At 63.9% G+C, this 21,043-nt stretch carries 17 protein-coding genes; 8 read left to right on the top strand and 9 right to left on the bottom strand.

The features are described 5' to 3' along the window. Positions 1-390 precede the first annotated feature (390 nt). The 8 genes from C8J98_RS13020 (at position 391) to C8J98_RS13055 (ending at position 13,677) form a co-directional block, all read left to right on the top strand. On the top strand, positions 391-1,410 hold the full coding sequence (locus tag C8J98_RS13020) for a LacI family DNA-binding transcriptional regulator (RefSeq protein ID WP_107913618.1): 1,020 nt from the start codon (positions 391-393) through the stop codon (positions 1,408-1,410). A gap of 224 nt (positions 1,411-1,634) precedes the next feature. Further along, positions 1,635-4,661 carry a TonB-dependent receptor gene (locus C8J98_RS13025; RefSeq protein WP_107913619.1) on the top strand — a complete coding sequence of 1,009 codons (3,027 nt, stop codon included), beginning with the start codon at positions 1,635-1,637 and terminating at the stop codon, positions 4,659-4,661. 105 nt (positions 4,662-4,766) lie between these two features. After that, positions 4,767-6,293: a tryptophan halogenase family protein gene (locus tag C8J98_RS13030; RefSeq protein WP_107913620.1), complete on the top strand. Its 1,527-nt coding sequence runs from the start codon at positions 4,767-4,769 to the stop codon at positions 6,291-6,293. Between the two features lie 206 nt (positions 6,294-6,499). Next, the gene (locus C8J98_RS13035) at positions 6,500-7,951 is read left to right on the top strand and encodes a glucoamylase family protein (protein WP_233260237.1); all 1,452 of its coding nucleotides are present in this window, start codon (positions 6,500-6,502) and stop codon (positions 7,949-7,951) included. 29 nt (positions 7,952-7,980) lie between these two features. Then, complete coding sequence (locus C8J98_RS13040) at positions 7,981-9,237, top strand: sugar ABC transporter substrate-binding protein (RefSeq protein WP_233260238.1); 1,257 nt, start codon at positions 7,981-7,983, stop codon at positions 9,235-9,237. Next, positions 9,234-10,112, top strand: coding sequence for a sugar ABC transporter permease (locus C8J98_RS13045; RefSeq protein ID WP_046968075.1), 879 nt, complete (start codon positions 9,234-9,236; stop codon positions 10,110-10,112). The genes C8J98_RS13040 and C8J98_RS13045 overlap by 4 nt, the downstream gene beginning before the upstream one ends. After that, the gene (locus tag C8J98_RS13050; protein ID WP_107913623.1) at positions 10,109-10,930 is read left to right on the top strand and encodes a carbohydrate ABC transporter permease; all 822 of its coding nucleotides are present in this window, start codon (positions 10,109-10,111) and stop codon (positions 10,928-10,930) included. The genes C8J98_RS13045 and C8J98_RS13050 overlap by 4 nt, the downstream gene beginning before the upstream one ends. A 5-nt stretch (positions 10,931-10,935) precedes the next feature. Beyond that, a complete protein-coding gene (locus C8J98_RS13055; protein WP_107913624.1) occupies positions 10,936-13,677 on the top strand; it encodes a carbohydrate binding domain-containing protein in 2,742 nt (913 codons plus the stop codon). A gap of 93 nt (positions 13,678-13,770) precedes the next feature. Here C8J98_RS13055 and C8J98_RS13060 read toward each other — a convergent pair whose 3' ends face one another. The 9 genes from C8J98_RS13060 to C8J98_RS13100 all read right to left on the bottom strand — a co-directional run bounded on the left by C8J98_RS13060 (position 13,771) and on the right by C8J98_RS13100 (position 20,865). Next, positions 13,771-14,130, bottom strand: a complete 360-nt coding sequence (locus C8J98_RS13060; RefSeq protein ID WP_107913625.1) for a hypothetical protein — start codon at positions 14,128-14,130, stop codon at positions 13,771-13,773. Positions 14,131-14,336: 206 nt separating this feature from the next. Further along, the gene (locus tag C8J98_RS13065; protein ID WP_107913626.1) at positions 14,337-15,167 is read right to left on the bottom strand and encodes a pirin family protein; all 831 of its coding nucleotides are present in this window, start codon (positions 15,165-15,167) and stop codon (positions 14,337-14,339) included. A gap of 198 nt (positions 15,168-15,365) precedes the next feature. After that, a complete protein-coding gene (locus C8J98_RS13070; RefSeq protein ID WP_107913627.1) occupies positions 15,366-16,037 on the bottom strand; it encodes a YecA family protein in 672 nt (223 codons plus the stop codon). After that, positions 16,034-16,801, bottom strand: a complete 768-nt coding sequence (xth, locus tag C8J98_RS13075; protein ID WP_107913628.1) for an exodeoxyribonuclease III — start codon at positions 16,799-16,801, stop codon at positions 16,034-16,036. The genes C8J98_RS13070 and xth overlap by 4 nt, the downstream gene beginning before the upstream one ends. 49 nt (positions 16,802-16,850) lie before the next feature. After that, entirely contained in the window at positions 16,851-18,899 is a 2,049-nt protein-coding gene (locus C8J98_RS13080; protein WP_107913629.1) for a M3 family metallopeptidase, read from the bottom strand. A 48-nt stretch (positions 18,900-18,947) separates the two neighbouring features. After that, on the bottom strand, positions 18,948-19,481 hold the full coding sequence (locus C8J98_RS13085) for a gamma carbonic anhydrase family protein (RefSeq protein ID WP_107913630.1): 534 nt from the start codon (positions 19,479-19,481) through the stop codon (positions 18,948-18,950). Between the two features lie 41 nt (positions 19,482-19,522). Next, positions 19,523-19,831: a hypothetical protein gene (locus C8J98_RS13090; RefSeq protein WP_107913631.1), complete on the bottom strand. Its 309-nt coding sequence runs from the start codon at positions 19,829-19,831 to the stop codon at positions 19,523-19,525. Positions 19,832-19,942: 111 nt separating this feature from the next. After that, positions 19,943-20,236 carry a hypothetical protein gene (locus C8J98_RS13095; RefSeq protein ID WP_107913632.1) on the bottom strand — a complete coding sequence of 98 codons (294 nt, stop codon included), beginning with the start codon at positions 20,234-20,236 and terminating at the stop codon, positions 19,943-19,945. A gap of 95 nt (positions 20,237-20,331) precedes the next feature. Next, positions 20,332-20,865, bottom strand: a complete 534-nt coding sequence (locus C8J98_RS13100) for an energy transducer TonB (RefSeq protein WP_233260227.1) — start codon at positions 20,863-20,865, stop codon at positions 20,332-20,334. Positions 20,866-21,043: the final 178 nt, after the last annotated feature.

Raw genomic sequence — 21,043 nt, forward strand, 5'->3', positions numbered from 1 at the left:
TCATCGGCGTGTAGGAGCCGATTCATCGGCGATGCCGCGGCAGCGGCCCCCTTTGTCGCGAGCACCCGTTCGCCGATGAATCGGCTCCCACAAGACAGGCGCAAGAAATCACGAGATCGCATGTAACGCGCGTTACTAAACGCGACATTTATTTACCTCCGTGAAATTTGCGTCACGGCGGCTGCTGCGTCGCCGCAAACGTTTACGTACCACTCAAGGCGCTGACATCACACGGATTTTTAACACGGGCGATCAAGTGGTATCACGTAACGCCGGATTTACTACTGCACTGCAACAACCCCTTGTTTTCGAACGCTTTACAACCTCCTATGAAAACGTTTACGTTCCGCGCCATCAGCCCTCCGGGGCGGGGGAGAGGGTGAAAAACGCGTGAGTGTGACCATCAAAGATGTCGCGAGAATGGCCAACGTTTCCGTGGCCTCGGTTTCCCGGGCCCTTAACGGGCATGGCGGCGTGACCGCCGAAACCCAGAAGCGCATCCGTGAAGTTGCGACCCGCCTGCGCTACGTGCCGCACAATGCTGCGCGCAGCCTGATCACCCGCCGCACCCAGACCATCGGGGCGCTCCTGCCCGACCTGCACGGCGCGTTCTTCTCCGAACTCATCCGCGGCATCGACCTGGCCGCCCGCTCGCGTGGCCTCTACCTGCTGGTGTCCAGCTCCCATGGCGACGCCACGGAAGCCGCGATCGCCCTGCGCGCCATGCAGGGCCGCGTGGACGGCCTGCTGGTGATGTCACCGCATGCGGACGAAGCCTTCCTCGACGAGAACCTGCCCGTCGTCCTGCCGACCGTGCTGATCAACAGCCACGTGCGCTCGGAACGCCATGCCTCGCTCGACGTAGATGACTTCGGCGGCGCCCACGCCATGACCGAGCACCTGCTCGGCCTGGGCCGCAAGCGCATCGTTTTCATTGCTGGACCCGAAGTGAACCACGACGTGCAGGAGCGTATCCGCGGTTACCGCGATGCCCTGGCCGCTGCCGGTCTCGGCGAGCGTGCGGCGATCCTGCAAGGCGATTTCACCGAGGAGTCCGGTTACCACGCCGGCAAGCAGGCTCTCGCGATGGTGCCGCGTCCCGACGCGATTTTCGCCGCCAACGACATGATGGCCATCGGCTGCCTGTCCGCCCTGGCTGAAGCGAAAGTGCGCACGCCCGACGACATCGCCGTGGCCGGGTTCGATGACATTCCCATGGCGCGCTATGTGTCGCCGCCGCTGACGACGGTGCGCATCCGCATCGCCGAACTGGGTGAGGCCGCGCTCCAGCGCCTCGCCGCCATGATCGAAGCACCCGACGACGCGGCTCCCGAGCCACATGTCGTCAGCACCGAAATCGTCGTTCGCGCCTCATGTGGCGGGGGCGACACGGTAAGACGACGGGCCTGACGCCCGTCGGAACACACGGCTTGCCGGGCCGTGGCTGGAACCTCAGGGACGGCGCCAAACACAGGACTTCGATCGATCTTCCGGTCCGCAAGCGCGGAACGGGTGCGATACGCGGAGGGCAGAACGCTCTTTGAAGAGTGGCCGACACGAAAAAGTCGACCGCCGTGTCTCGTGCTCAGCCGGGCCGGAACAGCACACACAGAACCTTTTGGGAGAGGGGAACCATGAAAGCCTCGATGCATCTGAAGAAGAAACTGCTCGCCAGCGTCATCACTGCGACGGTCGCCGCCGCTGTGGTCACCCCGTCCGTGTTCGCGCAGTCCGCGAGCTCGACCCTGCGCGGTAAGACCGCGCCGGGTGCCAATGTCACCGCGTTCAACCCGCAGACCGGCCTGACTCGCCACGCCAAGGCTGGTGCCGACGGCATGTACGTCATCAACGGTCTGCCACCGGCCTCATACAAGGTCGACGCAGGTCCCGGCACGGAACAGACGGTGACGTTGACGGTCGCTTCGACCGCGACGCTGAACCTCGCCGCCGCCGCGGCCGGTGCCGGCGACGTTACCGCGAAGGCCTCCAACGCCACGGCGATGGAAGGCATGACGGTGAACGCCACGACGCTGACCGAAGTGAAGACGCCGGAAGTCGGCGGCACCATTTCGCTGCGCCAGATCCAGACGATTCCGCAGGTCTCGCGCAACTTCCTCGAGTTTGCCGACACCGTGCCTGGCATGGTCTTCAACGTCGACGCGCAGGGCCATACATCGCTCAAGAGCGGCGGCCAGAACACCAGCGCGGTCAATGTCTTCATCGACGGCGTGGGCCAGAAGAGCTACGTGAAGTCGGGCGGTGTTTCCGGCCAGACCGCCAGCCAGGGCAACCCGTTCCCGCAGCTCGCCATCGGCGAGTACAAGGTCATCACCAGCAACTACAAGGCCGAGTACGACCAGGTCTCGTCGGCGGTGATCACGGCCGAGACGAAGTCCGGCACGAACGAGTTCCACGGTGAAGTGTTCGACACCTACACCTCGGACACGTACCGCAGCCCGACGCCCGCTGAAAAAGATGCCGGGAAGAAGGCGAACTCGTTCGAGAAGGAATACGGCTTCGCGCTCGGCGGTCCGATCATCAAGGACCAGATGCACTTCTTCATCGCGTATGAAGAGAAGAAGTTCGACACGCCGACCACGGTCAGCCCGGGCGATAACTCCCCGCCGAACGTGGCCGGGCTGTTGCCCGCCGGTGTCGGTTCGCAGCTCGGGCCGGCCAACCTGCCGTTCAATGAGAAGCTGTACTTCGGCAAGATCGACTGGGAACTGACCGACCGCGATCGCATCGAGATCAGCACCCAGGTGCGTCGCGAGGACCAGATCGACGGCATCACCAAGGCCGTCGCGAAATCCGCCAGCGTCCAGATCCAGAACCATGACACCCGCGGCACCTTCCGCTGGCAGCACAGCGGCGACTGGTTCTACAACGAGTTCAAGGCTAGCTACGAGAATTCGTCGAACGATCCGCTGCCGGTGAACTACGGTAACGGTTACACCTACACCTATCGCCCGTCGAACGATTCGAACATCGTCGCGGTGGGTTCGGCCGGTCCGCTCGCCACGCAGATCAAGGGTCAGGAAGGTCCGATGATCTCGGACGACTTCACCTTCAACGACCTCCAGTGGTACGGCGATCACACGATCAAGGCCGGTTACAAGTGGAAGGATGTCACGCTGCACGCGCAGGACGCCCAGGACACCAACCCGCAGTTCTTCTACAACGTCGGCCCGGACGGCACCGAGCCGCTTCCGTACAAGGCCCAGTTCTCCAATCCGGTCCCCGGCCTCAACCCGGTGTCGGAAACCAGCAGCAAACAGTACGGCGCATACATCCAGGACGACTGGGCAGTCAACGATAACCTGACCCTGAACCTCGGCGTGCGCTGGGATAAGGAAGAAACCAAGTCCTACCTTGACTGGGTCACGCCGCAGAACGTGATCGATGCGTTCGGCATGCTCGACCAGAATGCACAGGACCAGTTCCCGGGCCAGACCTACGCGCAGACGCTGGCGAAGGGTGGTGTGAACTACCAGGACTACATCAGCAACGGCCACAACCGCAAGGCGCAGAACCAGTGGGCGCCGCGCGTCGGCTTCTCGTATGACCTCTTCGCCGACGAAGAGCATGTGATCCACGGCGGTTACGGCCGTTCGTACGACCGCAACCTGTACGACTACCTGCAGCTCGAACAGACCAAGTCGGCCCTGCCGATCCAGGAAATTCAGTTCAACATCCCGGGCCGTCCCTGCACCGTCGGTACCAACACCAGCTGCGTGAACTGGGACCCGGCGTACCTTAACGGTCTTCAGAACCTGCAGTCGCTTGTCGCTGGCTCCAACAAGGGCCAGGAAGTCGACATGCTCAACAACAACCTGAAGGCGCCGTACTCCGACCAGTTCAGCATCGGCATGTCGAACAAGCTGGGCGACTGGCAGACCGACGTAACCGTAGCCCGCGTGCTCTCATACGACGGCTTCGCGTTCACGTTGGGCAACCGCTACCCGAACGGCGATTTCTTCCAGGGCGGCAGCCAGCCCTGGAGCAACGGCATCCCGGGCTTCGGCAGCATGATCATCGGCAACAACGGCATCCGCACCCGCACCACGCAGTTGCTGCTCTCGGTCGACAAGCCGTACACGCGTGAGTCGGGCTGGAGTGCCAACTTCTCCTACACCTATAGCCACGCCAAGCAGAACCGCGACATCAACGAGCACTACTCGTTCGACGAAGAGACGATCAACCAGTACCCGTTCATCACTTCGAACTCGGTCGCCAAGCATCGCTTCGTCGGTACCGGCTCGCTCGATGGCCCGTGGGGCATCACGATGTCGGCCAAGCTGACCATCGCAACCCCGCTGCCTTACAACGGCGTGCTCGGCTTTCCGGGTGAGACGTACAACTACGGTGAAGGCTCACGTCCGGTCGCTGGCACAGTGCGCGGCTCGAAGTTCCTCGTTGGCGGCAAGATCTGGGGCTATCGCGACATCGATATCCAGGCCACCAAGGACTTCGTGATCAGCGAGAACGACCAGACCAAGTTCTACATCCGCTTCGACATCCTCAACGTGTTCAACTGGAAGAACTTCGTCGACTACACCCCGACCGTCGGTCCGAACGGCTTCTCGGTGGAGTACAACGACACCGGCAACATCTCGTTCGTGCCGCGCACGGCCCGCTTCACTGCAGGCTTCAAGTTTTAAAGCGCTCCACAGGCGCATCCGGATGGCTTTGCCGGATGCGTCTTCACTTTGCGCCCGTGTGTCTCCCCGCGGGCGCGTTTCTTTTCCTGGCATGCGTGGATAACGATGGCCAACGGCATCACCAACATCGTCGTCGTAGGTGGCGGTACGGCCGGTTGGATGGCTGCCGCCGCGCTGATCCGCGTGCTGAACAAGCAAGTCACCGTGCGGCTGGTGGAGTCCGAGGAGATCGGCATCGTCGGCGTCGGCGAGGCGACCGTCCCGCATATCAAGTTGTTCAACAACCTGCTCGGACTGAACGAAGCCGACTTCGTCGCACGCACGCAGGGCACCTTCAAGCTCGGCATCCAGTTTCGCGACTGGGGAAAGCTGGGTGACACCTATATTCACGGGTTCGGCGTGATCGGCCATGACATCGGCCTGACGCCGTTCCATCAGTACTGGCTCAAGGCCAGGCTCTCCGGCATGCACTCGGATGCGGACCTGCACGATTATTCGGTGAATACGGTGGCGGCAACGCGGGGCAAGTTCATGCCCGCGCCCACCGATGTTCCTGCCGGGTCACCGCTGTCGACCATCGGTTATGCCTACCACTTCGACGCGTCGCTCTACGCACGCTATCTACGCGAATACAGCGAAGCGCGTGGCGTGCGCCGTACCGAAGGCAAGGTCCGCAGCGTCGACCTGCACCCGGAGACGGGCCACGTCGCCGCCGTCGTCATGGAAAGTGGCGAGCGGATCGAGGGCGACCTCTTCATCGATTGCTCCGGCTTCCGCGGCCTGCTCATCGAGGGCGCGTTGCAGTCCGGCTACGAGGACTGGAGCCACTGGCTGCCGTGCGACCGCGCCCTGGCCGTGCCCTGTGCCCGTGTGGAAGCGCCGACACCCTACACGCGCTCCACGGCGCGCGAGGCCGGCTGGCAGTGGCGCATCCCGCTGCAGCATCGCACCGGCAACGGCTATGTTTATTCGAGCCAGTTCATCAGCGAGGACGAAGCGGCCGCGAAACTGATGGCCAATCTCGACGGCAAGGCACTGGCCGATCCACGCCCGCTGCGCTTCGTCACGGGCATGCGCAAGAAGAGCTGGAACAGGAACGTCGTGGCACTCGGCCTGGCCAGTGGTTTTATGGAGCCGCTGGAGTCGACCAGCATCCACATGATCCAGGCCGGCATCTCCAAGCTGCTCGAACTGTTCCCCAGCGATGGCGTCATGGACCCGGTTCTGATCGAACGCTTCAACGAGCGTACCCGGTTCGAGTCCGAGCGCATCCGCGACTTCCTTGTCCTGCATTACAACGCGACGACCCGCGATGACACGCCGTTCTGGGACTACTGCCGGACGATGTCGATCCCGGATTCGCTCAAGACCAATATCGACCTATTCCGCCACAGCGGACGCTTCTTCCGGAACGCCGACGAGATGTTCGCCGCGGTCAGCTGGATCCAGGTGATGATCGGGCAGGGCATCATGCCGACGGGTTACAACCCCCTGGTAGACCAGATGCCGGACGCGGACCTGCCGAAGTTCCTCGACAGCATTCGCGATGTCATTTCCAAGAATGTCGACCTCATGCCTACGCACCAGCAATTCATCGACCGGGAGTGCAAGGCAGCGGCGGTGGTGGTGTGAAGCACCCGATGATTGCCAGAGCGCGGGCCGGATCGTATGGTTCCAGCTTCGACCAAGGCCCTTCGGGGCCTTTCTCTGACCCCTGGATGTAAACGTTTACGCGCCAGCGATGCCTCCACGTCGTTGACGCCAGTCCCGAATAGTCCGAAGGAAAGCGCGCCATGAACTCCAGTACGATTAGACGTTTCTCCCTGGCACTTGGTGTCATGTTGGCCTGCGCCGCTCCCCTCACCATGGCGCAGAAAGGCGCAATGAAACAAAAGCACGAATCCGCCGGCACCGCCTCCGCCGCTGCGTTGAAAGACCTCCACGCCGTTCCGCCGATGGTGGTCGATCTTGAGAAGCGCACCTTCCAGTGGTTCTGGGACAGCGGCAACCCGACCAACGGCCTGATTCCCGACCATTACCCGAGCCCCTCCTTTGCTTCGATCGCCTCGGTCGGCTTCGGTTTGACGGCGTACGGCGTGGGTGTGGAGCGCGGCTACATCACGCGCGAGCAGGCCGTGGAGCGCACGCTGGCCACCCTGCGTTTCTTCCACGATGCGCCGCAGAACGACGCCGAAGACGGCGCCACCGGGTACAAGGGGTTTTTCTATCACTTCCTGAACATGCAGACCGGCGAGCGTGAAGCGCGCTGGACGGAAGTCTCCACGGTGGATACCACCCTGCTGCTCGGCGGGATCCTGTTCGCGCAGAGCTACTACGACCGCGACAACCCGCAGGAAGCGCAGATCCGCCAGCTCGCCGACGACATCTACCGTCGCGTCGAGTGGACCTGGGCGCAGAACCACGGCCCGCTGATCAGCATGGGCTGGACGCCCGGCGGCAAGATGATTCCGCACGACTGGGCCGGCTATAACGAAGGCATGCTGGTCTACATCCTGGCACTGGGCTCGCCGACGCATCCGGTGAACGAGGACGCGTGGCACGCCTGGACCGCCACCTATGACAAGACCTGGGGCGAGTTCCACGGCCAGACCTTCCTCAACTTCGCCCCGTTGTTCGGTCACCAGTACAGCCACACCTGGGTGGACTTCCGCGGCATCCGCGACGCCTGGGGCCGCGATCACAACATGGATTACTTCGAGAACAGCCGCCGTGCGACCTACTCGCAGCAGGCCTATGCGGTGGCCAATCCCGGCGGCTGGAAGGGCTATGGCAAGAACGTCTGGGGCCTCACTGCGAGCAATGGCCCTGGCGGCCTGATCGTCAAGCAGGGTGACAAGGAACGCACCTTCGCCGGTTACACCGCCCGCGGCGCGGGCCTGGATTACATCTCCGACGATGGCACCATCGTGCCGACGGCCGCTGGCGGCTCGATCGCCTTCGCGCCGGAAATCGTGATCCCCGCGCTCGAGGAAATGAAGAAGAAGTACGGCCAGAACATCTATACGAAGTACGGTTTCGTCGACGCCTTCAACATGACCTTCGACACCAAGACCGAACTGCGTACCGGCAAGCTGGTCCCGGGCTTCGGCTGGGCCGACACCGTGCACCTGGGTATCGACCAGGGCCCGATCGTGTTGATGATCGAGAATTACCGCAGCGATTTCGTCTGGTCGGTGATGAAGAAGAACCCGTATATCCGCAGGGGCCTGCAGCGTGCCGGCTTCACCGGCGGCTGGCTGGATGCCGACACGGCCGCGAACCTGTGGTGAGTCGCGCCACCCGTATGTTCCGGACCACCATGGCGCTGGCGCTTGCCAGCGCCACGGTGACCGGCTGCGCAAAACAGGACGAGGGCACGCGAACCCTGCAGTTCTGGACCATCGGACGCGAAGGCGAGGCGGTGGAGAAACTGCTGCCGGAGTTCGAGCGCGAGCATCCGGGCCTGCACGTATCCGTGCAGCAGCTGCCGCTCACGGCGGCCCACCAGAAGCTGCTCACCGCCTATGCGGGTGATTCCACACCGGACATCACCCAGCTCGGCAACACCTGGGTGCCGGAACTGGTGGCGCTGGACGCCATCGAACCGCTCGATGCACGCGTCGCCGCATCGAAGGTCGTCGACAAGAACGATTACTTTCCCGCCATCTGGTCGACCAACGTCATCGACGGCAAGCTCTACGGCGTGCCCTGGTATGTCGATACACGCCTGTTGTTCTATCGCAAGGATCTCCTGGCCAGGGTTGGCTACGACCACCCGCCACGTGACTGGAACGAATGGCAGGCGATGATGGCGAAGCTGTCGCAGCCTCCCGGCAAGACCTTCGGCGTGTTGCTGCCGACCAACGAGTTCGAACAGCTTCTGGCGCTTTCCCTGCAGCAGGACGACCCTTTGCTGCGCGACGACGGCCGCTATGGCAATTTTCGCAGTGCCGGCTTCAAGAAGGCGTTGACCTTCTACGTATCGCTATTCAAGAACAGGCAGGCGCCGATGATGACCAATGTCGGTGTCGGTAACCCGTGGGCTGCGTTCGGCCAGGGCTTCTATACGTTCTATCTGTCGGGTCCCTGGAATATCGGCGAGTTCCGCAAGCGCCTCCCGCCCGAACAGCAAGGCGATTGGGCGACCACGCCATTGCCCGGTCCGAATGGCCCCGGTGCTTCGAACGCAGGCGGCTCCAGCCTGGTGATCTTCCGTGCGTCGAAGCACAAGGACGATGCCTGGGCGCTTATCGAATTCCTCTCGCGCCCTGCTATCCAGGAGCGCTTCTACCAGATCCTCGGCGACATGCCGCCGCGTCGTTCTTCGTGGGAAGCACCTGCGCTGCGCGGCGACGACAAGGCCGCCGCGTTCCGCGAGCAGCTCGAGCGCGTGAAGCCCACGCCGCAGGTCGCGGAGTGGGAGCGCATCGTCACCGAGATGCAGCTCGTCGCTGCGCAGGCCGCGCACGGCGATATCACCATCGATGACGCCGCGGCCGAGATCGATCGCCGCGCGGATCGTCTGCTTGAAAAGCGTCGCTGGATGCTCGACCACGGCCATAAGGCATCGCCATGAACACTTCCCGCGCCGCCTGGCTGTTCATCACGCCTGCGCTAATCATCCTCGGCCTGTTCTTCCTGCTGCCGGTGATCGCGGCGCTGATCCTCTCGGTGACCGATTACGACCTTTATGCGCTGGCAGATATCCGCAACCTCCGGTTCGTCGCCCTGCAGAACTACTGGCAGCTGCTGCAGCGTCCGCTGTTCTGGTCGGCGCTCGGGCACACGGTGTACTTCGTAGTAGTCGGTGTGCCGCTGTCGCTTTTCGCCTCGCTCGGCGCGGCGATGCTGCTCAATTCGCCGCTCGCGCGCTTCAAACCGTTCTTCCGCACGGCACTGTTCGCACCGGTGGTAACGACCGTGGTCGCCGTCGCGGTGATCTGGCGTTACCTGTTCAACACCAAGTACGGCCTGGTCAACTACGCACTCGATTCGATCGGCATGCCGACCGTGGACTGGCTGGGTGATCCGCACTGGGCCATGCCGACGATCATCCTGTTCGCCGTGTGGAAGAACTTCGGCTACAACATGATCATCTTCATGGCCGGCCTGCAGGCTATTCCGGGCGACCTCTACGAAGCTGCGCGCATCGATGGTGCCTCGGCCTTCGCGCAGTTCCGCCACATCACGCTGCCCATGCTCAAGCCGACCATGCTGATGGTCAGCATCCTCACCGTGTCCGGTTACTTCCAGTTGTTCGCCGAACCGTACGTGATGACCGAGGGCGGTCCTCTGCAGAGCACCACCTCCGTGCTGTACCTGATGTACGAAGAGGGCTTCAAGTGGTGGAACCTGGGCTCGGCCTCGGCCGTGGCCTTTATCCTGTTCGTCATCATGTTCGCGGTCACCGCGACGATGCTGCGCCTGTCGCGGCAAGGAGAAAAGGCATGAGCCCGCGCCTGGCCAAAGCCCTCATCCATGGCCTGCTGATCGGCGCCGCCGCGATCGCCATCGCGCCGCTGCTGTACATGCTGTCCGTATCGTTCATGCCACAGGGCGAGGCCAGTGCGTTGCCGCCGCCGGTCCTGCCGACGCATCCGACCCTCGCCAACTATCGCGAGCTGTTCCTCAATGCCGGCATGGGTCGCTACCTGGTCAACAGCCTGTTGATCTCCACGGCGATCACGGTGGTTTCGCTCGCCTTCAACCTCATGGCCGGTTATGCCTTCGCCAAACTGGAGTTCAAAGGGCGCCAGCGGATCTTCCAGGTGCTGCTCGGTGCGCTGGTCATTCCAGCGCAGGTCGCCATGTTGCCGCTGTTCCTGCTGCTGAAGTACATGGGCCTGGTGAATACCTATGGCGCGGTGATCGTGCCGGCGCTGGCGACCATCTTCGGCATCTTCCTCGTGCGCCAGTACGCCAGCGGTATTCCGGACGACCTGATGGAGGCGGCGCGCATCGACGGCGCCGGCGAATTCCGTATCTTCGCCACCATCGTCATGCCGCTGCTGAAGCCGATCATGGTCACCCTGGCCATCTTCACCTTCCTCGCCGCGTGGAACGACTTCATGTGGCCGTTGATCGCACTGACCGGGCAGGAGCACTACACCCTGCCGATCGCACTCGCTTCCCTGTCGCGCGAACACGTGCAGGACAGCGAGCTGATGATGGCCGGCTCGGTGGTCACCATCCTGCCGGTGCTCGTGCTTTTCCTCGCCCTGCAGCGGTACTACCTCGAAGGCCTGTTGATGGGCAGCGTCAAGGGATAACTCGTATGTCGCGTTGTGTTTCACTCACGCTGGCCGTCGTGGCTTGCCTCATCGCCATGCCTACGTTTGCCGTGGACAAGGCACGCACACTCGACAGCTTCGACGCGACGACGGGATGGTCGGCGACGCATACCGACGACGTATCGGCTGCGCTGCGCGTCGTACCGGGACGGACGGGCCAGGCACTTTGCCTCACCTACGATTTCAACGGCGTGTCCGGTGCCGCGTCGATCCGCAAGACGCTTCCCGTCGATTATCCCGATGGCTTCGCCTTGAGCTTCGACGTGCGCGGCAACATGCCGCCGAACACCCTGCAGCTGAAACTGATTGACGATAGCGGCGACAATGTCTGGTGGTTCCAGCAGCCCCACTTCACGCCGGGCCAGGCGTGGAAGACTGTCGAGGCGACGAGCCGGCAGGTCGAGTTTGCCTGGGGGCCCGTGAAGGACCGCACACTCCGTCACACGCGCGATATCGAATTCGTGGTCTACGCGGAGGCACAGCCTTCGCAGGCCGCGAATCGCGGTGAAGTGTGCTTCGACAATCTCCGTCTTACGCCGCGCAAGCCAGGCGCGGTGGCCGTGGCGCCGCCGACGCCGAATGCCGTGTTCGAGGCTCGCGCGAAGCAGGTTCGCCGCGGGCTGTATCCACGTGGCTTCTCGGGAGAGCAGTCGTATTGGACGATTGTCGGCGTCGATGGCGGCAGTCGCGATTCGGCACTGATCTCCGAAGACGGCGCCGTGGAGATCGTACGTGGCGGCTTCTCCATCGAGCCGTTCCTGATCGAGGGCGGCAAGCTGGTCACCTGGGCGGACGTCACGACGACGCAATCACTACGCGACCGCTACTTGCCCATACCCTCGGTGAGGTGGGCTACCGATGGGCTGACACTGGATACCACGGCATTCGCGCAGGGTCCGGCGGGTGACTCACAGTTGGTGGTGAGCTATCGGGTCACGAACGAGAGCGATACGCCGCGCGACATCACCCTGGCGCTCGCCGCCCGGCCGTTCCAGGTCAATCCGCCCACGCAGTTCCTTAATGCACCCGGCGGCACCAGCCCGATACACGACCTCGCCTGGGACGGTCATGTGTTGACCGTGAACGGGATGCGCAAGGTCGTGCCCTTGCAGCCGACCACGGCGTTCGTCGCCAGTGCCAATCAGCCGAAGACGCTCAGCGAACGGCTGGACGGCGGCGAGCGGCCGGTGACAAAGCAGCTGCACGACGACGCGGGCTTCGCACAGGGTGCCTTGCTGTACGACCTGCATGTGCCCGCGCATGGTCACGTCGATGTTGGCGTGGTTGTGCCGGTGAACCAGACCGATGTCGTCACCGCACCGGCAGATCCAGCCGCGTGGCTCGCGTCGCACGCCGATACCGTCGCCGCCGCGTGGCGCGACAAACTCGATCGCGTGGATATCACGGTGCCCACCTCGGCCCAGCCGATCGTCGATACCATGAAGAGTGGCATCGCGCAGATCCTCATTTCGCGCGATGGGCCCGCGCTGCAGCCCGGAACGCGCTCCTATTCGCGCACCTGGGTCCGCGATGGCGCCATGATGCTCGAAGGGCTGCTACGTACCGGCCACGAAGACGTCGCCTCGGCCTTCATCCGCTGGTACGCGCCCCATCAGTTCTCCAACGGCAAGGTGCCTTGTTGTGTCGACGCGCGCGGCTCCGACCCCGTGCCGGAGAACGACAGCCAGGGCGAGTTGATCTTCAGCGTGGCCGAGCTCTGGCGCTACACGCACGACCGCACGACGGTGGACGCGTTGTGGCCCCATGTGGAGAAGGCCGTTGCGTATATGGATTTGCTGCGCGCGAGTGAACGTCAGCCATCACGTCTGCAAGGAACCGATCGTGCGCTTTATGGCCTGATGCCGGCGTCGATCAGCCACGAGGGCTATTCGGCCAAACCGATGCATTCGTACTGGGACGACTTCTGGGCGCTCAAGGGTTACGACGATGCGGTCGAACTCGCTTCGGCGCTCGGCCATGCGGACGAGGCCTCCGCATACACGTCATCGCGCGATCAGTTTCGCGACGACCTGTATGCGTCGATCGACGCCGCGGTGAAAGCCCACGGTATCGACTTCATTCCAGGATCCGCCGAGCTCGGTGACTTCGACGCTACTTCCACCACCATCGCGCTGTCCCCGGGCGGCGAACAGGCGCGCCTGCCGAGAGCGTTGCTCGAGCAGACCTTCGAGAAGTACTGGCAAGGTTTCGTCGCGCGTCGCGACGGACGTACCGCGTGGGAGGACTACACACCTTACGAAGTACGCACGATAGCCAGCTTCGTCCGGCTGGGTTGGCGGGATCGTGTCAACGACCTGATCACCTTCTTCTTCGCCGACCGCCGGCCGGCGGCCTGGAACCAGTGGGCCGAAGTCGTCGGTCACGACGCGCGCAAGCCGCGCTTCGTTGGCGACATGCCCCACGCGTGGATCGCCTCGGACTATGTGCGCTCGGCGCTCGACCTGTTCGCTTACGACCGCGAGTCGGACGGCAGCATGGTCCTGGCGGCGGGCGTGCAGCCGGACTGGCTGAAGGGCGAGGGCATCGCCATCCGCGACCTGCGCACGCCGTATGGACGCCTCGGCTACACGCTCACGGCGAAGGGCAAGCAGGTCACCCTGACGATCACCCAGCCCATCCACCCTCCTGGTGGCCTCGTGCTGTCGCTCCCATCAGGCGAAGTGAAAGTCCCAACGGATGCCAGGACCTTCAAAGCCGCCTTGTAGGCTCCTTGTGGGAGCCGATTCATCGGCGACGGGCGGTGCAGCGTCGCCGCTCCGTTGGCTTTTCGCCGCTGAAGCGGCTCCCACCTGTCTATATCAGTGCGTAGCTACCCGGGTTCGTAGCAGCGCATCCACGGCCTGCTGCCACTCCGCCGAACCCGGCTTCGCCTGAGGGGCCTCTTCGCCCAGCTTTGTATTGACAGCCTGGTCCCACGCCGGCGTATCCGGCCTGGGGCCGTGGCCGTCATCACTGATGGCAAGGGTCTTGTCGACCCACGCGACCCACTCGGGTGAGCCGAGGGCGGGATTCGCGGGCGCGGTCTTGCCCGGTGCCGGCGTGCTCGCTACCGACCCCTCGGGCGTGGGGCCAGCCGTTGGTGCAGGCGGCGCGGAAGGCGAGCACGCCGCGATGATGAGAGCTGCCGTGATGGGCACGACGGTGAGAATGAAGCGCATGGGAAATGCATTTCCTCGCGAATGCGTATGGGCCCGATCGTAAAGGCCCTTCCCCGTCCGGGACTTAAACACCGTCGGGAACTTCGCGCGCTTGTTCAGGTACGGAAGGCCCCGCTGGCGCGGGATCGCCGATGAATCGGCTCCTACACGAGCGGGGTCGGGCTCATGTGGGAGCCGATTCATCGGCGATGGTGCTCGTGACAGCGTCAGAACTTGCCCGCGCGAAAGTCCGCGATCGCCTCATGGATCTGCGCAGGCGTGTTCATCACGAAGGGTCCGTAGCGCGCAACCGGCTCGGCCAGCGGCCGGCCGGCGACGAGCAACACGCGCGTCGCATCGTCAGCGGCAAAGCTCACTTTGTCACCCCTGGACAGCACAGCGAGTTCACTGCGCGCCAGCGACTCGCCCGCGACCACGGCGGATTTGCCGTCGAATACATAAGCGAAGGCGCTATGGCCTTCCGGCAGGTCGAGTTCAAAACGCGCACCGGCGTCCAGTGCGATGTCGAGGTAGACCGGCTCGGTCGCCACCGCCGAGACCGGACCCTTGGCACCTGCCAGTTCGCCGGCAACGACACGTACGGTCACGCCATCGACGGGATGCACCACCGGGATATCGCCCGGCGGGATGTCCTGGTAGCGCGGCTCGACCATCTTGTCCGTCGCCGGCAGGTTCACCCACAGCTGGAAGCCCCACATCAGGCCTTCTTCCTGCTGCGGCATTTCCGAATGCAGGATGCCGCGCCCGGCGGTCATCCATTGCACGCTGCCAGGACCGAGATCGCCGCGGTTACCGTGGTTGTCGCCGTGCTGCATACGCCCGGCGAGCATGTAGGTCACGGTTTCGAAGCCGCGATGCGGGTGCTCGGGAAAGCCTTCGATGTAGTCGCCAGGCTGATCGGAGCGAAATTCGTCGAGCAGCAGGAAGGGATCGAGCATGTCGAGGGCGGGCTGTCCGATCACGCGCTTGAGCTTCACGCCGGCGCCGTCGGCGGTATCCATGCCGCGGACGCGGCGGACGATGCTTCGTTGGGTCATGACGGGTCTCCGGTAGCTGATGCGACCAAAGATGACGCTAAATCACGGTGGGGCCAAGACGCGCCCGGTGAACAATCTGTCCCGTAGGAGCCGCTTCAGCGGCGAAAAGGGACATGTGGGAGCCGCTTAAGCGGCGAAAGGCCAACGGAGCGGTGACGCCAATCGCCGATGAATCGGCTCCTACAGAAAAACGGCGCCTCAATGCACCCAGTGGCCGGAGCGCTGGCGCGGCGGACCTTCTTCGCCATCGACACGCGGGCGGGTCATCGCTGCCAGTTCCTCTTCGGTCGGCGCATTCTGGCGCCAGTACTCGCCGACCGCATTGAGCACGTCGGGCAGCTGGCCCAGGCACTCGTCGTATTCCTCGTCGGTGAGCTTTTCGAACTCGGCATCGGCCTGGAGCACGCCCTCGTCGACGGCCAGCGCCATGATCGGTCCGAGCAGTTGCATGAGGTTCGGGTCTTCGGCCAGGCGCGTTTCCCACAAGGTGGCGCGCATGTCGATGCCGCGGCTGAAGCCTTCGCACCAGCCGGCGGCGGAGAGCATCGGGCCGTCCTCGGTGTCGATCTCACCCAGGATGGGTTCGTAGGCATCCACGTCGAGCTCGGCGCTGATGGAATCGTTGAGCTTGGCCAGCAGGGCGAGCAGCTGGTTGCCCTCGTTCTCGTCCTCGAAGGCGTCGTGCAGGATCTCGTGCAGCCACTCTTCCGGCTTCACTTCGAGCGGGCCGATGGCGATCGCCGAGAGCAGGCCGTGCAGGCCGTCGAGCATCAGGTCCCCTTCCGCACCATGCACGCGCAGGTAGGTATCGAGGACTTCGAGCTCGGCGTCATCCAGCGAGCTGGGCCATTCGGACTTGGGTGTGTTCAAAGCATCAACTCCAGCGCGACGGGCGCGTGGTCGGACGGTTGCTCCCACTTGCGCGGGGCCTTGTCGATGATCGACGAGGTTACCGACGATTTGAGCGCATCGCTGATCAAGATGAGGTCGATCCGCAGGCCCATGTTGCGGCGGAAGGCCGCCTGGCGGTAATCCCACCAGCTGAAGAGACCGGCTTCCTCGTTGAACAGGCGGAAACTGTCATGCAGGCCGACATCGAACAGCGCCTGAAGCGCGGCCCGTTCGGGCGGCGAGCAGAAGATGTCTTCGCCCCAGGCCACGGGGTCGTACACGTCCCGGTCGTCGCGGCAGATGTTGAAATCGCCCAGCACCACGAGCTTCGGATACTTCGCGACCTGCTGCTCGAGGAAGTCGCGGACCTTCGCCAGCCAGTGGAGTTTGTAGGTGTATTTCTCGTCACCCAACGCCTTGCCGTTCACCACGTAAAGGTTCACGACGCGGATATCGCCGACGGTAGCGGCCAGGATGCGACGCTGCGGATCGTCCAGGCCTTCGATGTCGGTGACGACATCGGTCAGCTCGGCGCGCGCGAGGATGGCCACGCCGTTATAGGTCTTCTGACCGGAGAACACGACGCGATAGCCCATGGCGGCGATTTCGTCCGCGGGGAACTTGTCGTCGGTGAGCTTGGTTTCCTGCAGCGCGACGATGTCCGGCTGCGCCTCACCCAGCCATTGCTGGAGATGGGGCAGACGGACCTTCAGCGAATTGACGTTCCACGACGCGATCTTCATGGCGCCATTGTAAAGGAACGGCCGCGCGACGGCCCGCGCGGCCGATGCCTCAGGCCACCAGGCCGTAGCTCTTGAGCAGAGCGTCAGGCTGCGGCTCGCGACCACGGAAGGCCTTGAACGAGGCCAGCGCCGGGCGCGTGGCACCTACGGCGAGGATCTCCTCGCGGAACCGCTGCCCGGTCGCCCGGTCCAGGACGCCGGCTTCCTCGAACGGCTCGAACGCGTCTGCCGACAGCACCTCGGCCCACAGATAGCTGTAGTAGCCGGCCGAATATCCACCGGCAAAGATGTGGGTGAAGGCGTGCGGGAAACGCTGCCAGGCCGGCGGGTGCATGACGGCCACTTCGTGGCGCACCTGCTCGAGCACGTCGAGCGGACGGGCGCCTCGTGCAGGGTCGTATTCGAGGTGCAGGCGGAAATCGAAGAGGGCGAACTCCAGCTGACGGACGAGGAACAGCCCGGCGTGAAAATGTCGCGCGTTGAGCATCCGCTGGTAGAGGTCGTCGGGAAGCGGTTCGCCGGTCTGGTAGTGCTTCGCGAACAGGCGCAGTGCCTCGCGATCCCAGGCGAAGTTCTCCATGAACTGGCTCGGCAGCTCCACCGCATCCCATTCCACGCCATCGATACCACCGACCGACGGAATATCGACCTCGGTCAGCATGTGATGCAGACCGTGGCCGAATTCGTGGAATAGGGTAAGCACGTCGTCGTGGGTCAGCAGCGCGGGTGCGCCATCGGTCGGCGGCGGGAAATTGCAGGTCAGGAAAGCGATGGGCAACTGCAGGTGCTCGCCGTCGCGGAAGCGCGACTCGCACACGTCCATCCATGCACCACCGCGTTTGCCGGAGCGCGCGTAGAGGTCGAGATAGGCACCGGCGAAAATCGTGCCGTCGGCGTTCATCACGTCGTAAAAGCGGACATCCTTGTGCCAGGTATCGACGTCGTCGCGAGGCGCGAACCGGACGCCATAGAGGCGCTCGACCACGGCGAACAGGCCGTCGATGGCGCCGGACGCGGGGAAGTACGGCTTGATCTGCTCTTCGTCCAGCGCATAACGCTGCTGGCGGAGGCGCTCGGACGCAAACCCGACATCCCAGGGCTCGAGGTTGTCCAGCTTCAGCTCTTCAGAGGCAAAGCGGCGCAATTCCTCCAGCTCCTTCTTCGCCACGGGCTTGGCCCGGGCAGCCAGGTCGCGAAGGAAGCCGAGCACGACGTCCGGCGAGGTAGCCATCTTGGTCGCCAGCGATTCCTCGGCGGCATTGGCGAAACCGAGCAGTTGGGCGGCCTCGTGGCGTAGGGCGACGATTTTCTCGATGCGCTCAGAGTTGTCGAACTTGCCCTTGTCCGGCCCCTGGTCGGAGGCGCGGGTCTGGTACGCGTAGTACACGGCTTCCCGTAGGTCGCGATTCTCCGCGTAGGTCAGCACCGCTTGCACGCTGGGCTGCTTCAGGGTGACCAGGAAGCCGTCGAGCGATTCCTCGCGGGCGTATTCACGCAACACGGCGCGACCGGACGCCGGAATGCCGGCGAGATCACGCTCATCGGTGATGTGCTTGCGCCAGGCTTCGCTGGCGTCGAGCACGGCGTTCGAGAACTCCGTGGTCAGCTTCGAAAGCTCCACACCGATCTCGCGGAAGCGGCTACGGGCCGGCTCTTCCAGCGCTACGCCCGAAAGGCGGAAGTCCCGCAGGGCGTGGTCCACGGCGGCGCGGGCCTCGACAGGCAACCCGGCGAAGTCACCGCGATCCGCCACGGCCTGGACGGCGGCGTACAGTTCGCGGTTCTGGCCGACTTCAATCCCATGATCGGTAAGCTTTTCTTCGGCCGCACCATGGGCCTTGCGCAGGGCTTCGGAGTCGGCCACCGAATGCAGGTGGCTGACCGGTGACCAGGCACGGGACAGCACCTGGTCCAGGCGCTCCTGGGCCAACATCACGTGGTCGAAATCCCTTACGGCGTCGGCGGCGGCAATCCGTTCGATGGCGGCGCGCTGCTCGGCGATCAGGCTGTCGATGGCCGGCTCGATGTGTTCCGGGCGGATTGCCGAAAACGCCGGCAGGCCGTTGGGGTCGAGAAGGGGATTGGTGCTGCTGTCCATCGGTAATCTCCTGTCAGGCGCCCAGCGTGGTGCCGCGGCCCGGTCAAATCAAGCCAGGTAGTCGTCTTTCAGGCGCACGTAGTTGGCTGCCGAGTAATAAAGCTGCGCCACCTGCGCGTCGCTGAGCACCCTGACCATCTTCGCCGGGTTGCCCAGCCACAGCTCTCGCTCGCCAACGACCTTGCCGGGCGGGACCACTGCTCCCGCGCCGACGAAACCGTTCTTCCGGATAACGGCGCCATCCAGCACGGTGGCGTGCATACCGATGAGGCAGCCGTCCTCGATCGTGCAGGCGTGGATCACTGCGCCGTGGCCGATGGTCACATCCTCGCCGATGATCGTCGGGAAGCCCCCGGGGGTATACGGCCCATCATGGGTTACGTGGATGATCGCGCCATCCTGCAGGTTGCTGCGGGCGCCGATGCGGATGTGGTGAACGTCACCCCGGGCGACGGCGCCGGGCCAGACGGAGGCGTCGTCGCCGAGTTCGACGTCACCGATGACGGTGGCCGCGGGGTCGACATAGACCCGCGCGCCAAGGCGGGGAAGGATGCCCTTGAAGGGCCGGATCGAGGTAGGCATGGCGCGATTCTAGTCTGTCGCGCCATGCCCGCCGTGGGGCATTACATGAACGAGCCGCCCACGATGTGGCCGTCGGGGTCCATCTTCGGGAAGTAGCGGCTGTTGTTCTGGCGCATTTCCCGGGTGGTCATCATGTCCGGGGTGACCAGCATGACGTCCGGATAGGCCACGTGGAATTGCTCAGGGGTCGGCTTCGTGGCGATAAAGGCATCGAAAGCCTTCATGTCAGTGACGAAACCCGCCGTCGGCTTCGATGGGGCGGCTGGCGCGGTCTGGGGCGAAGTCTGGCATGCCACGAGGGCGGCGCCACCGAGCACGGCGGTGAAGAAGAGAATGGCGAGACGATGCATGGGAGGCTCCTTGCCTGATGGAGAGCTCCGATTATGACGCGGCGCGGTCCACCGGATCATGAACGCGGTCGCGTAGGGCGGTAGCGGTGCGGACCGCTACCGCCGGACCGCTTAGTTGAACCCGCCGCCGACGATACGACCGTACTCGTCGGTCTTCGCGTAGAAGCGGCTATTGTCATGGCGGTATTCCAGCGTCGTTGCCTGGCCCGGCATGATGATCGTGAGGCAGCTGAAATCGGCCTTCAGTTCGACCAGTGTCGGCTTGTGCTCCTCGACGTAGTTCACGAAGCCCGTCGGGTTGACGATGCCGCACCTGAGTGACGCCGATTGCTGCATGGCATGCGCGGCGCCGAGTGGCGCGAGGGCGAGTGCAGCGAGGGACAGGATGCGGGTAACGGTTTTCATATAAGGCTCCTTGCCTGGGGATGGTCCTGCACGTGGGCTTTTCCTACGCGCACTTGAACTATGACCACCCGAAACCCGCCGTTTCCTGAACCCGCCTAGCCGTTTCGCCGACGTATGGCGTCAGCCTTCGCCTCGTCTTCGGCCGTAACCACCCGTTGCTGGGCATCGAGCTTCGCGCCCAGGATGATCAGCGTGTAATTGGTCGGATCGTAGTCGCGCAGCAGCGCGATCTCCCGGCGCGCCTCTTCCAGCTCGCGACGATTGATCTGTCGTTCGATTTCCTGCGAGGCGAACGGAAGCGTTTCGCGCAAGGCGTCCTGCGCCGTCGCGTTCTTAGGATCGAGCTGGCTGACGCTGAGGTAGTACTCGTAGGCATTGTTGCCCTGCGGCGCCACCAGGCGGCCTTCCTTCGTCGCATCGCGCGCCAGGCCGAGAAGAATATCGATTTCCGGGGCCGACCCGGACGACGGGCTGGCATCGCCGCTCACCGTACCCGAGGCATCCGTGGATGACGCCGTCTGATGGCTGCGCAACGCAACGACACCGACGATAACCGCAAGCGCGGCCACACCGACGGCAATAGCTAGAACCGTGCGTCGGGGAAACGCCGCGGTGAGTGTCTGGGACATGGGGGGTGGTTCCGTGGCACACCCGCAACCAGGTCGTCCCCCTGTTGGACGACCCCAGCGGGCTTGTCATCTTGGCGGCGAAATGTTGCAGCGACGTTGCGGTCATCGGAAGGTCGCAAGAACTTGCCGTTGGCGCGCCTGCGTGCGTGATGGAATGACAGCGGACATGTTTTTTGCG

The sequence above is a fragment of the Luteibacter sp. OK325 genome (genome assembly GCF_003050935.1).
In the GTDB taxonomy this organism is placed as follows: Bacteria; Pseudomonadota; Gammaproteobacteria; order Xanthomonadales; family Rhodanobacteraceae; genus Luteibacter.